Source organism: Frankia sp. R43, from assembly GCF_001306465.1.
GTDB lineage: Bacteria > Actinomycetota > Actinomycetes > Frankiales > Frankiaceae > Parafrankia > Parafrankia irregularis.
In genome coordinates this window covers 790,950-803,723 of record NZ_LFCW01000005.1, presented here as the reverse complement: position 1 = coordinate 803,723, position 12,774 = coordinate 790,950, and the positions used below count along the sequence as shown (strand labels likewise).

Annotated in this window: 11 protein-coding genes; 2 read left to right on the top strand and 9 right to left on the bottom strand. The window is 71.1% G+C overall.

The features are described from left to right. Positions 1 to 92 precede the first annotated feature (92 nt). Positions 93 to 1,373: a GAF domain-containing protein gene (locus ACG83_RS24285; RefSeq protein WP_054568481.1), complete on the top strand. Its 1,281-nt coding sequence runs from the start codon at positions 93 to 95 to the stop codon at positions 1,371 to 1,373. Positions 1,374 to 1,554: 181 nt separating this feature from the next. Here the strand turns inward: ACG83_RS24285 and ACG83_RS24280 are convergent, their stop codons facing one another. From ACG83_RS24280 to ACG83_RS24240, 9 genes are all read right to left on the bottom strand, one after another. Then, positions 1,555 to 2,847 carry an RNA polymerase sigma factor gene (locus ACG83_RS24280; protein ID WP_054568480.1) on the bottom strand — a complete coding sequence of 431 codons (1,293 nt, stop codon included), beginning with the start codon at positions 2,845 to 2,847 and terminating at the stop codon, positions 1,555 to 1,557. Further along, positions 2,844 to 3,215: a YciI family protein gene (locus tag ACG83_RS24275; protein WP_054568479.1), complete on the bottom strand. Its 372-nt coding sequence runs from the start codon at positions 3,213 to 3,215 to the stop codon at positions 2,844 to 2,846. The genes ACG83_RS24280 and ACG83_RS24275 overlap by 4 nt, the downstream gene beginning before the upstream one ends. Positions 3,216 to 3,356: 141 nt before the next feature. Further along, the gene (locus ACG83_RS24270; protein WP_054568478.1) at positions 3,357 to 4,094 is read right to left on the bottom strand and encodes an SDR family NAD(P)-dependent oxidoreductase; all 738 of its coding nucleotides are present in this window, start codon (positions 4,092 to 4,094) and stop codon (positions 3,357 to 3,359) included. A 154-nt stretch (positions 4,095 to 4,248) separates the two neighbouring features. Continuing rightward, positions 4,249 to 5,691: a phenylacetate--CoA ligase family protein gene (locus ACG83_RS24265; RefSeq protein ID WP_054568477.1), complete on the bottom strand. Its 1,443-nt coding sequence runs from the start codon at positions 5,689 to 5,691 to the stop codon at positions 4,249 to 4,251. 114 nt (positions 5,692 to 5,805) lie between these two features. Further along, entirely contained in the window at positions 5,806 to 7,614 is a 1,809-nt protein-coding gene (locus ACG83_RS24260; protein WP_054568476.1) for an ATP-binding protein, read from the bottom strand. A gap of 91 nt (positions 7,615 to 7,705) precedes the next feature. Next, entirely contained in the window at positions 7,706 to 8,161 is a 456-nt protein-coding gene (locus tag ACG83_RS24255) for a hypothetical protein (RefSeq protein WP_200931366.1), read from the bottom strand. Continuing rightward, positions 8,158 to 8,526: a hypothetical protein gene (locus tag ACG83_RS24250; RefSeq protein ID WP_235498137.1), complete on the bottom strand. Its 369-nt coding sequence runs from the start codon at positions 8,524 to 8,526 to the stop codon at positions 8,158 to 8,160. The genes ACG83_RS24255 and ACG83_RS24250 overlap by 4 nt, the downstream gene beginning before the upstream one ends. Next, positions 8,523 to 8,846, bottom strand: a complete 324-nt coding sequence (locus ACG83_RS24245) for a PadR family transcriptional regulator (protein WP_054568475.1) — start codon at positions 8,844 to 8,846, stop codon at positions 8,523 to 8,525. The genes ACG83_RS24250 and ACG83_RS24245 overlap by 4 nt, the downstream gene beginning before the upstream one ends. 54 nt (positions 8,847 to 8,900) lie before the next feature. Continuing rightward, positions 8,901 to 9,803: a MerR family transcriptional regulator gene (locus ACG83_RS24240; protein ID WP_054568474.1), complete on the bottom strand. Its 903-nt coding sequence runs from the start codon at positions 9,801 to 9,803 to the stop codon at positions 8,901 to 8,903. 303 nt (positions 9,804 to 10,106) lie between these two features. Here ACG83_RS24240 and ACG83_RS24235 point away from each other — a divergent pair, with 303 nt between their 5' ends. Next, positions 10,107 to 12,686, top strand: a complete 2,580-nt coding sequence (locus tag ACG83_RS24235; RefSeq protein WP_054568473.1) for a PKD domain-containing protein — start codon at positions 10,107 to 10,109, stop codon at positions 12,684 to 12,686. Positions 12,687 to 12,774 lie beyond the last annotated feature (88 nt).

The window sequence follows — 12,774 nt, the reverse complement described above, 5'->3', positions numbered from 1 at the left end:
GAACGTTGCAACACCGTTGCAACACGGCCGGGGTGCCAGCGGCCCCTTGCCCACTGATCCGGTTCGCGCCACCCTGTCGGGGGGAGGTCTCCATGACCAACGGGTGCGACGGGCGCCGGGTCGCGCAGGAGCAGCTGCTCACCGGGGTCCGCACCGCCGCCGCGGCCGACCGTCGTGCGCCTGGCGGTGGCGAGCAGGCGCTCGGCCAGGTGCGCCCCGAGGTACTGGAATCCTGGACACGCTCCCGCACCTTCGGGGTGGACCCGGAAGCCACCGTCCCGCCCGTCGATCTCGTCGACGACGCGCTGGAGGACTACCGGGCGTCGCACCCGCTGGGGCAGGCGATGCCGGTGGTGCGCGACCTGCTGGTCGAGCATGCGGCGTCCGACGAGATGATCGTCGCGGTGAGCGACGCCGCCGGCATGCTGCTCTGGGTGGAAGGCGACCCGGCCGCCTGCCGCCGGGCCGAGCGGATGCGGTTCGTCGCCGGGGCCCGCTGGGACGAGCAACACGCCGGCACGAACGCTCCCGGCCTGGCGTTGGCGCTCGGGGTCGGCATGCGGGTGGTGGCCGCCGAGCACTGGGCCCGTCCCGTGCAGCCGTGGAGCTGCTCGGCGATGCCGGTCCGCGATCCGGTGGGCGGTGCGCTGCTGGGCGCGCTCGACGTGACCGGCGACGAGCGGGCCGCCTCTCCCGGGGCGCTGGCGCTCGTCCGGGCCACCGCCGCCGCGGTGGAACGCGAGCTGCTGCTGCGGCAGCACCGAGACGAGGGCGTGCGTCGTGCAGCCGAGCAGCCGCTGCGTCTGTCCGTTCTCGACCCGGGTGGGCCGACGCTGTCCCAGCACGGGCGCACCAGGCGGGTCAGCCTGCGCCATGCGGAGCTGATGCTCCTGCTCGCCGAGCATCCGCAGGGATGCAGCGCCGGCCGGCTCGCCGTCCTGCTCGACGAGCGGGACCTCGACGAGGTGACGGTCCGTGCCGAGCTTTCGCGGCTACGGCGGGTCCTCGGGCCCGAGGCGCTGCGTTCGCGTCCGTACCGGCTCGCCCCGGGGGCGCTCACCACCGACGTGGACGACGTCCGGCGGGCGCTGGCCGCCGGCGACCCCGCGGCGGCCATCACCCTGTGGCGCGCACCGTTGCTCGCGCGCTCCGGCTCCCCGGGGGTCGCCACCGTGCGCCTGCGGATGGCGCAGGAGGTGCGGGCGGCCCTGGAGCGCAACGGTGATCCGATCCTGCTGCTGCGCTGGGTCGAGGGCCCGGTCGCCGCGGACGACCTCGCCCTCTGGCGCCGATGCCGGGACCTGCTGCCCGCGGGCCCGGAGCGGGACCGCGCGATCGCCCGGGTGCGCGTACTCGACCGCGAGAGCCGCTGACCGACGAGGACCGCTGACCGACGAGGACCGCTGACCGACGAGGACCGCTGACCGACGAGGACCGCTGCTCGCCCTCGCCGCCGCCGGAGTCCTGGAACCGCGGGTGGCCGGTCAGGTACCGCTGGCCGACGCGGCCACGGCGTACGCCAAGGTCGCCGGCGGCGGCCAGCGTGGCCGCTGGCTACTGATCGCCTGCCTGGCCCGCTGACCCGCCATCTGGCGGGAGCGCCGCCCCCGCGCCCGCCGTGAGGTCCCGCGGTTGCCGCAGCCGTACTCGGCTGGCCCGGGCTTCGAGGTAGCGCTGCTCGGCGAGGCTGGCGGTGGCCCGTGCGGCCCTCCGGTAGTGCTCGTACGCCCCGGCCGGGTCGCCGTTCCGCTCCAGCAGATGCGCCCGGACGGACAGCAGACGGTGATGCCCGGCCATCCGCTCGTCACCGTCCAGGGTCGCCAGCAGCTCCAGACCGGCCGGCGGGCCCTTGGTCTCGGCGAGCGCGATCGCCCGGTTGAGGGTGACCATCGGGTTGGGTGCGATCCGTTCCAGGATCAGATAGAGGGCGTGCACCTGCGGCCAGTTGGTCTCGGCGGCCGTGGCCGCGTCGGCGTGCGTGGCGGCGATGGCGGCCTGCAGCTGGTAGGGCCCCAGGGCCGGCCCGGCCAGCGACGCCGCGGCCAGCTCGGTGCCCTCGTCGACCATCCCGCGGTCCCACCTCGCGCGGTCCTGTTCGTCCAGTGGCACCAGGTCGCCGGCCGCCGTCGCCCGGGCCTGGCGGCGGGAGTGGGTCAGCAGCATCAGGGCGAGCAGCCCCGTCACCTCGCTGTCCTCGGGCAGCTGGGCGTGCACCATCCGGGTCAGCCGGATCGCCTCGTGCGCGAGGTCGGCGCGGTGCAGCTCGCTGCCCGACGAGGCGACGTAGCCCTCGTTGAAGATCAGGTAGAGCACGTGCAGGACGACCCGTAGCCGCTCGGCGTGCTCCGCGCCGCCCGGCAGGCTGAACGAGCTGCCGGCGGCCCTGATGCGCTGCTTGGCGCGACTGATCCTGGCCGCCATCGTGGCCTCGGGCACCAGGAACGCGCGGGCGATCTCGGCGGTGGTCAGACCGCCGACCGCCCGCAGCGTCAGCGCGGTCTGGGAGGCGGGCGTCAGCGTCGGATGGCAGCACAGGAAAAGCAGGACGAGCGTGTCGTCGTTGTCCGGAACGTCCTCGGGCACCGGCTCGGTGGCCGTCGCGCTCTCCCGCTCGCGGCGCGCGTGGTCACTGCGCATCTGGTCGATGAGCCGCCGGGACGCAACCGTCATCAGCCAGCCGCGCGGGTTGTCCGGCACCCCCTCAGCCGGCCACTGCACGGTGGCGGCGAGGGAGGCCTCCTGCACGGCGTCCTCGCATCCTTCGAACTGCCCGTGCCGACGTGCCAGGGTGCCGAGGACCTGCGGCGCGATCTCACGCAGCAGGTCCTCGATCGCTGGTGCGGTCATACGTCCAATTGTCCGTCGGCGAACATCACCTGCCGCACCTCGACACCCAGGCCCTCGATCGCGGCGTCCGGGATCTGCGCCGCCAGCTCGATCGCCCGCTCCTTGTTCTCGACATCGATCAGGTAGAAGCCGCCCAGATACTCCTTGGACTCGACGAAGGGCCCGTCGGTCACCACCCGCTGGCTGTCGCGCACGGCCACCACGGCGGCCTGCGCCGGGTCGACCAGCGCGAGTCCGGTGATCAGCTCGCCGGACTTCTTCATCGCCTCGATGAGCCTGCTGTGGCCGTCACCGACCGCCGCCTTCTCCTCCTCGGTCAGGACGTCCAGCAGGGCTGGGTTGATAACCAGGCTGATCACGAACTTCATGGGTTGCTCCTCGTGGTTCGCGAGCCCCGGCTGGGCCCGCCGACCACCTGGTCGGAGCCGACCGAGCCGTCTTGACGTGCCCGCCCGAACATCTTCCGCCCGAACATCTCCTGATGAGAGGGCCCGGAGGAATCGGACGGTCTACCAGGCGACGGGGCCGTCGGCGTCGACGAAGGTGCCCGTCTCGGCGTCGGCGGGCAGTGTCGCGGCGCTGACCACGACGTGCGCGGCTTCGTCGGCGGTCAGCGGCGCCAGCTGGCGGTTCATCGGGGTCAACTCCGTCTGGACGAAGCCCGGGCACACGGTCGTGACCTTGATGGAGGTGTCCTTGAGGTGCTTCGCCAGCTCGATCGTGAGGCTGTTGAGCGCGGCCTTCGAGCTCCGGTACGCGGGCAGGAACATCGAGTAGTACGGAGACTGCGAGTTGTTCTGATCGGCGAGCGAGCCCATCGTCGAGGACACGTTGACAATCCGGCCGGCGCTGCTTCGTCGCAGTAGCGGAAGGAATATCTCGGTTACCGTTACCACGCCGAAAACATTTGTCTCGAACGTTTGCCGGAACGTGTCCGGGTCCGCGAGGTCGTGGGTGCTGGTGTCGGTGGCCTCGGGGAGAACGCCCGCGTTGTTGACCAGCACGTCGAGACGGCCGTATCGCTCCTGGACGGCGGCTGCGGCGGATCTCACGGTTGCCGGCCTGGTGACGTCGAGTTCCACCCAGTCCACGGTCCCGCGGTTTGCGCCCAGTGCCTCGACGGCCGTGCGCGCTGCTGTCTCCCGGCGCGCTCCAATGATTACAGCGGAGCCCGATCGGCTCAGATGCGCGGCGGTCGCATACCCCAGGCCTCGGCTGCCGCCAGTGATGAGAACGATGGTGGGCATTCGGATCTCCAGGATCTCCGGCGTATTTCCTTGCAGGCTAGTTCCTGCGTGCCGAACAATGCTGGCGAGAATCCGACGTGGCATTCTCCGGCCCGATACAGGACGGCGGCGTCGTTCCCTCCGTGGCAGTCTCCGGTATGAGGCGAAACGTGAGCTAGCCACTCAGGGCGACGAACCGCTTGAGCTTGCCTGTCGAGGCGTGCCGGGGGATCCGCGCAACGGTGGTCACGCCTATGTCGGCATCCGGGAGACCGTAGGGCCGTAGCGAGCGGGCCAGCGCCGTGGCCACCGCGGTGGTGTCGGGTGACCCGACCACCAGCACATCCGCCCCACCAGCGGTCTGGCGCACCTGGTACTCCGAGATCAGCGGGTCGGTGCCCAGCACATGCCGGAACACGCTCGCCGGGACCGTTCGCCGCCCGTAGCGGAAGTCGTCGTCACGCCGGCCGACGATGTCGGCGACGCGCGGCATCGAACTCCCGCACGCACAGCGGCCAGGCAGCATCGTGATCTCGTCGCCCAGGTCGTAACGGATAAACGGGAAGGTTCGCCCCGCCAGTCCGGTCGCGAGTGTGCGCGCCGCCGGCTCGTCGGGGGCGACCGGCCGCCCGGCCGCATCGACCCGCTCGAGGATCACCTCGTCCGAGCAGATGTGCAGGCCGTCGCCGTCGGGGTGGCCGCAGCCGACGGCCTGGACGCCGATCTCCGTCGAACCCCACAGGTTGTGGACGGGGACGCCCCAGGCGGCGTCGATGGCGTCGCGGTCCTGGGCGCTGAGCGGCTCGGAGTTGGTGCTCACCCGAACCGGCCGGATGTCGAGCTCTCCCGCGTTCGCGGCCCGGGCGAGACGGCCGATCACCGAGGCATAGCCGACGAGATGGGTCGGCCGTGCCTCCCTCACCGCGCGCAGGATCTGATCGAACGGGGCCGTCGTCGGGATCACGAAGGTCCGCGTCGACGGCCCGGTCGCGACGTCGAACAGCGGCGTGCTGGCGTGCGGCGGCTCGCCGGCCTCCAGCACGGCCAGCCGCGCCGGCCGACCGGCCGGGCCCGCCGGGCCCGCAGCGCGGTCCGAGTCGGCAGCGCGGTCCGAGTCGGCTGATGCTCGCTCGCCCCGCACCTGCCATCGCCAGGCGAGACAGGCGAGCGTGATGAACTGCTCCCAGTCCCAGATGTAGACGCCGCGCACACCACTTGAGCCGCCCGAGCTGAAAACCTGCAGTCCGGTGGGCGTGTAGGAGAACCAGCCCTGCTGGGCCAGCACCCGTTCCGCGCCTGCCCGGTCGATATCCGGCGTGGTGACTATCGCGTCCCAGTTGCTCTGGACGTCCTGCTTGGTCATGGCCGGCAGTCGCGCGAGGTCGTCAACCGTCGCCGTGGCCGGGTCGATGTCGGCCATCCGGGCCGCGTGGAAGGGCGAGTGCTCGCGCGCGAGACCCAGCAACGACCGGAGCCGTTCCGTGCGGTAGTCCTCGATCCGCTGGCGCGGCCACGTGAGCCGTGCCGCATGGTCCTCGAGCGCGGCCCGTACAGCGCTCAGATGCGCTGCGCGCAGACGCCGGTAGACCGCTCTGGGGTCCTCGCCGAACACGCACACAGTGTCGGCCGCAGGCCCCGGCTACGCCAACCATGGCTCCGCGGGCAGTCAGACCGGGGTGGAGGAGAAAACTGCCCAGCCGGATGATGCCGGCACGTGGAGCTGACGCGAGACTCAGCTCGGCGGCTTCGCAAGGCGATATGTCGCATGGGGATCGCTGTGTGTCTTCGTCGTTCTGTCGATCAGGCCGTCGGAGGTCAGTCTGGTCAGGGCATAGGTGGCCTGTCGATTGGTGAGGGAAAGCCGTGTGGCGATCTCCGCTCGGCTCAGCGGTGACTCGGCAGCCAGAAGTTCCAGAACCCGCTGTTTGCGCAGTGCGAGGATCGTCCCGGGTCTGGCGGGTGTCACAGCTGCGTGTGCCGGCTCGGGACCGGGCTCGTCGGAGAAAAGCGTCGGATGTGGATCCTCGGCTGTGTCGTCCAGGACGTACCGTGCCCATCGGCGCTGGTTCACCATTCTGACCAGGCCACGCTGGACAAGATCGGCGAGCTCGCGCCGGGCTACCTTGCTGTCTACCGCGAGTTCGATGCGGTACTCGTCGGTCGTCATGGCGCGGCCAGTCCTGAGGATCGCGAGGGCCATCTCCTGGGTCGACGAAATTCCCGGCTGACCCAGCGAGTGCAGCCAGGCCCGGGTACCTTCGTCGAGCAGGGTCCTGTTCGGCACGATGACCCTGAATTCGCTGATGTGGTCTTTGAAGCTGGGTGGTGCGAGTCCGGCCTGGCGAAGGCTGTTGAGAACGGTGGGGATGCCGGTCGCCCGTCCCTCGCACAGTGCCCTCCGGTCTCGGTGGAGGCGAACGCTCTCGAGAATGTCAACGAGCACCCTGTTTCGCGCTGAGGCGATGTTCGTGTCTCCCAGGCGGTCGATGGTGACCGGCCCGAAGAGGCCACCCGGTGAAATCACCTCGAGTCGATCGGGGTACATCTCCACCTGAATGCGTGTTCCTCGGGACATCGGGCTGTAGTCGCGGTGGGCCACGGCATTCACCAAGATCTCACGGAGGGCTTCTGGTGGGTATTCCCAGCGATCCTCCCGGCCGAGTCCCTGCACCATGCCGCGTCTGCTCATGCGGGCGAGCAGGACCGTGAACACCTCTTCGAGCAGGACGGGGGCAGGACCTTCGAGAATCTTGTCGTCCAGGAAGCGCTGGCCATCCGGGCCGGGCTCTCCCTTGCGCGTCGTGGGATACACGGTCACGGTGATCGAGCAGGCGCGCAGTGCGTCGAAACCCTGCGGGTCCAGGCCCAGTGCGAGCAGTCCGCCCAGCGACGGGACGAGTCTCTGGTCGTCAGGAGCGCTCCTTACAAGCACTCCGCACCGATGAAGCAGATCCTCGTCGTCCCGTCGGGCCAGCGCTGGCCGGGACCGGCGGAGCTCGCGCAGATAGTCCGCGACGAGCTCGCCGTCCAGGTCGGCACGCCGGGCCTCTTCGACGGGTTCCCTGTCGAAGGCCGGCTGGCCCCGATTGATCAGTAGTTGACTGACCTCGTAGGAGGTGAGTCGATGATCTCCGTCCGAGATGCGGATGTACGAGCCGTTGGGCTGGCCCTTCCCTCGGAGGTAGCAGGGCTTGTCCGCGGGGTCGAGCTCCGGCACTTCTGCGACGACCAGCGTCATGTTCTCGAACTCCGGCAGGCTGATCACGGGTGCGAGTGGTGGTACAAGAGCGTCCCGGCACAGGCTTGCGATGTCGCCGGCGAGCTTCGCGGCGTGCTCGCAGCCAGTCGTCGCGAACCCCTGCGCCTCGTCGAGACCCAGGATCAGGGTGCCGCCACCCGGCGTGTTCGCGAAGGCGCACAGCGTCTGAATCGTTTCGCTGGGCAACTTGCCAGTTGACGCCCGCTTTACCTCAAGACCCGCGTCATCCCGGCCGATCCGGCGGAGAGAGGCGACGATCTCGGCCAGTTCCGCAGCCTGCACGCCATGACCTCCAGAGCCTAACACGAGCCTAACACGAGCCTAACACGAGCCCGTCAAGCCCCTTTGATTGCGTTAGGCTACGATGCGCGCATTAACGATGACTCCTGCTTGTTGGTGTCTCGTGGTGGTCGGCGACGGGTGAACGCGGGTCAGATGCGGTCGACGACCGTGCGGGCCAGGCTCTCGGCCGCTCTATCGATCGCCGAACGGCCGTCGACGTCCCCTGCAGGCCGCGGCGAACGGCCAGGTAGATCAGGAACAGTGCGAGGATGGCCGGGCCGACGTGCACGATCACGTAGCCCGCGTAGTAGGGGCCGCCCCAGTCGTCCTGATACGTCCCCGGGTCGCCGGGGTGTTCCGTGGCGAGGATGTATCCGGCCCGGGCGACAAGAACGGCGCCGACGGCCAGCAGGAGAAGGTGTAGGGCGATGCGCCGTAGCCGGGTGGCCCAGCCGGTGGCAGGCCGCGGCGCCGGCCGGCGTGCCGCCACCAGACCCACCATGATCAGGCCGGCGGTGACCGCGGCGGCCACGGCGAGCCCCGTCATGGCGACGCCTGCCCGCGGTGCCGGGCGTGGCGCACGGCGGCGGAGCCGACCAGCAGTGCCGTCGGCATCAGGACCGCGACCAGGGCCAGTGCCCGCAGCGGTGTCGTCGGTGCCCACAGGATGTTGTCGGTCAGCTCGGCTCGTACGGCGGCTGCCTCCACGGCGGCGGTGGCGAGTGTCGAGCCGGTAAGCCGGGTGAGCCGCGGCCTGCCCCGGAGGTGGAGCCCGGCGGCCAGGCGAAGGACGTCGAGGACGACGGCGAAGGTCAGCGGAGTGTCCTGGAGGAGCGCGGCGAACTCGTCGCCGTAGTGCGCCCGCCACCGTCTGGGGCACAGGGCGAGAAGGGAACGCCTCGCGATGCTCACGCCTGGGCCAGCCGGATCTGCCCGGTGTGGACGACCCGGGACCAGGTCGCCAGCTGGGCGGCGAGGGCAGCCCGTCCCGCTGCCGTGATCTCGTAGGGGCGGCGGCGGTCGTCGCTGGGCAGCGCGGCGATCAGGCCGCGTTCCACCAGCTTGGTCAGCGAGCCGTACAGGGTGCCGGGCCCGAGCCGGACCCCGGTCTGTTCCAGCACATCGGTGGTGATCGCGTAGCCGTGCTTGGGGCCCTCGCTCAGTGACAGCAGGACGAGTACGCCCGGCTCGCCGAAGCGGGCCAAGCCCTCGTCCCGCCCGAATCTCGCCATGCGATGCATCGTATGGCGTAGTAGTCGGGTGTGGCAACACCCGGTGATCTCCGCTCAGGCGTGGGCGCGCAGCGCCCGGGAGTACCACTCCCAGGCGTCGATGATGTCGTCGGGCGCCTGGCTGGGCGCCCAGCCGTTGATGATGCCGACGAGCGTCCAGTAACGGCCGACGCGGCGGTCGGTGAAGGCCTCGATCCGGTCGGCCACCCGCGTGCGGTCCTCCGGCGGGGTCGGGCCAAGCGCTTCGAGACGCTCGACGATCGTCCGAGCCTCAGGCGCGGCAGGGTCGACACCGGCCCTCGCGGCGGGGCCGGCGAGCTCGCCGACGGCCTTGCCGACATCGAACTGCGCCACGTCCGGCTCCGGCCCCTCGGCCCGGGCCCGCTGCGCCATCCGCCGGCTGGTGGCGATGAAGTCGGGATCCCGCAGCAGCTCGGCGATCTCCACCCAGGCCACGACCTGCTCCGGGGTCGGATCCTCGGGCAGCTCGGGTGCACCCATCGCCATCCTGTCGGCGACGGCGCTCGGGCTGTCACCGAAGACGGCGTCGAGATACTCCTCGACGATCCGGCGACGCTCTTCGTCGGTCATGTTGGTGAGGTCGGTCATCCGTCGCAGCTCCTCTGGGTCGGTGGAACCGATGAAGGCGCGCAGCACCGCACGCTGCAGCCGCAGCACGCGGATCTGGGCGTCAAGGGCGCGGACGTGCCGGGCGGCCACCTCGTCCAGTGAGGTCTCGGCGCCGAGCACCTCCCTGATGTCGTCCAGACCGACGCCGAGCTCGCGCAGGGTACGGATCAGGCGCGCACGGGCGACGGCCTCAGGCCCGAACAGCCGGTACCCCGCCGTCGTACGTCCCTGCGCGGGCAGCACCTCGGCGTCGGCGTAGAACCGCAGTGTCCGTACCGACAGCCCGGTACGCGCCGCAAGCTCGCCGATCATCATGAACCCGATCATCGGGCCTCCACCAACTGGAGAGTCAACCGCCGGAGCCGTCCTGCCACCCGCGCGCGCGGAACATGCGGAACATATGGCCCGGGGGACTGCCCGAAAGGACATTGACGGCCGGATCGGCGCCCGTGATTCTGATTCTGAATCGGAATCGCAGACGAAGCGGCCACTGCGCAGGCGGACCGGAATCCGGAGAAACTCGGGCGTCGCGGGTCGCAGGGCCGCACTAACCGGGGGAATTTCCTGCGGCGGTACGCACGCCACGGGCTGACAGCTTGCTGCGGGGCCAAGGTGAACACGAGCGTGGGGATGCGACGGTCGGCCGATCGTGGCATGCGGCTGGCGGTGACCTGCGCCATCCTCGCGATCGCCGCGGTGGCGGTGGTGGTCGTGTCGAGTCATGACGACCGGGCGCTGCGGGTGTCGCTGGACAGCGGGTCGGCGTGGCTGGTGTCCTCCGCGGTCGGCCAGGCCGCGCTGGTGGACGGCTCCTCCGGGCAGCTGATCACCCAGGTCAGGGTCGCCGACCCGGGCTCGGATCTGTCCGCCGCCTCGACCAGTGCCCAGACGCTGGTCGCTGACACGTCCACCGGCACGGTGGTGCGGGTGGACAGCGCCTCCTACGAGGTCTCCAAGCCGGTGCGTTTCGCCCGGCCGGGCCAGCGGCTGCGGGTCTTCGCCGGCCCGCGTCGCGCGTACGTCTTCGCCGAGCAGACCGGGCTGGTGACCAGCGCCGACTCCCGGACGCTGAGCGCGGGCCAGCCGCAGTCCGTCGTGTCACGGATCGGGCCCGGCGGCGGCGTGGTGGACGCGACCGGCCGGCTGTGGCTGGTCGACGCCGGCTCGGGCCGGATCGTCTCCCTGGACAGCGCCGGCACGGGCCCGGCGGTACCCCGCACGGGGGCCGTCGCGTCACCGGCGGCCCGGCTGCTCGAGGTCGGCGGGCGAGCCGTCGTCGTCGACGGGGATGCCGTGCGTCCGTTGCACGACGACGGCACCTTCGGGGGGCCGACCTGCCTGGCCGGCGGCGCGCGGGACGACACCGCCGTACTGACCGGATCCGCGGCCGCGTCCCGGGTGTATGCCGCCTCCGGGCAGCGAGGTGTTCTCCTCGTCAGCGACCTGGACAGCAACCGGTGTGACACCGCGATCGACCTCGACGCCGCGGGGCACACCCTCGGCGCACCCACGGAGGCCGCGGGCCGGGTCTTCATCCCCGACTTCACCACCGGCCAGGTCCATATCGCGGACCTGGCCCACCCCGACACCGTGACGCACGCCGACGTCCTCGACCCGGACACGCCGTTCGACCTTGTTCCCAGCGGGCCGTTCGTGTTCTACAACGACCCCGCCAGCGCCCGCGCCGGAGTCCTGTCCCTGACCGGCCAGACCATCCCCATCCAGAAGTACAACCCCGACCGGCCCGGGGACAACCTGTTCTCCGGAGGCAGCGGCGGCGCGGAAGACACGCAGGGCTCCGGCGGCTCCGGTGGCTCCGGTGGCTCCGGGGACTCCTCGAAGCCCACCACCCCACCGACCGGCACAGCGTCGCCACGGCCACCGACGCCGACCGTCTCCGGCACGCCGGATCGTGATCGATCCGCCGTGCAGATCCAGACCTCGACGAATCCGGCGACAGCCGGCCGCCCGGTGGTGCTGCGTGCGATCGCCTCCAACGGGGCGAGGCTGGCCTCGGTGCGGTGGTCGTTCGGCGATGACGCGGGTACCGCGGCGGGAGCGGAGGTGTCGCACACCTGGGCACGGCCGGGCAGCTACCCGGTGACCATTCGGGCCGGGCTCGCCAGCGGCGAGCAGGTCCAGGTCAGCAGCACGATCAACGTGGTGGACCAGGCGCCTCCCACGAAGCCCGACCCGTCGCGCACCCCACCCCCCGGCACTTCCACGGGCACCCCGCCTCAACCAGACCCCGACCCGACTCGGACCCAGCCGCAGCCCGATCAGCCCGCCAACCCGGCGACACCCACCCTCGACGTCGCGCAGACGTCCACCACCTCCCTGGACGTCAGGGTTCGCCCTGGTACCGGAGCGGGCGCCGCCGTGACCCGTTACGCCCTGGACGCGTCACCGGCGACGGGCACGACGGTCAGCGCCCTCGGCGGCGGCGCGTTCCGGGTCGACGTCACAGGATGCGACGCCTTCACCCTGGTGGGCACGGTGTCCGCGGCGAACGGCGCGACCGCGCGATCCCAGCCGCACCAGGTCGCGGCGCGCACGGACGGTGACTGCGGCCCGCCGCAGGCGTCGCTGGCCGTGACACCGACCTCCGGCGAGGCGCCGCTCACCGTGACAGCCGAGGACACCATCCGTTACCTCGTTGACCCGCACCTGAGCTACCGCATCACTTTCGGCGATGGGAGCCCGGCGGCAGCTGGTTCCTCGGCCACCCACACCTACACGGCGCCGGGCACCTACACCGTCACCCTGACCGCGATCAGGGACGGTTCCGGGGTGACCGCGACGGATACGGCCACCGTCACCGTCGGGGCCCAGTTCAAGGCCACCGCCGGACGCGCCTCCGTCAGCCCGGGATCGGGTACCTACACCTGCCCGCTGACGCTCACCTTCACCGGCACGGTGACCGCGAACGGCGCGGGCACCGCCACGTGGGCCTGGCGCAACCACGGGCCCGGGGCGCAGTCGCTGACCTTCAGCGGCGCCGGGACGCAGACCGTCAGCTTCACGATGACCGTGGACGGCGCTCCCGGGGAGACCACCACGAACACGGATGAGATCGAGATCTACGAGAACGGGCAGATCACCTTCGTATCCCCGGCATACCGCGCCAGTGCCACGATCACCTGCGCATCCGCGGCGCCGTCGACGACCCCGACGCCCCCTGTGCCCTCGAGCACGATCGGCGGAGGCTGACCCGGCGGGTCCGGCTGAGGCTGGCCCGGGTGGGCAGGTGTGGTGATGCGCGGCGGGTAAATGGTTGGCGAAGCGTGCCGGCCCCGCG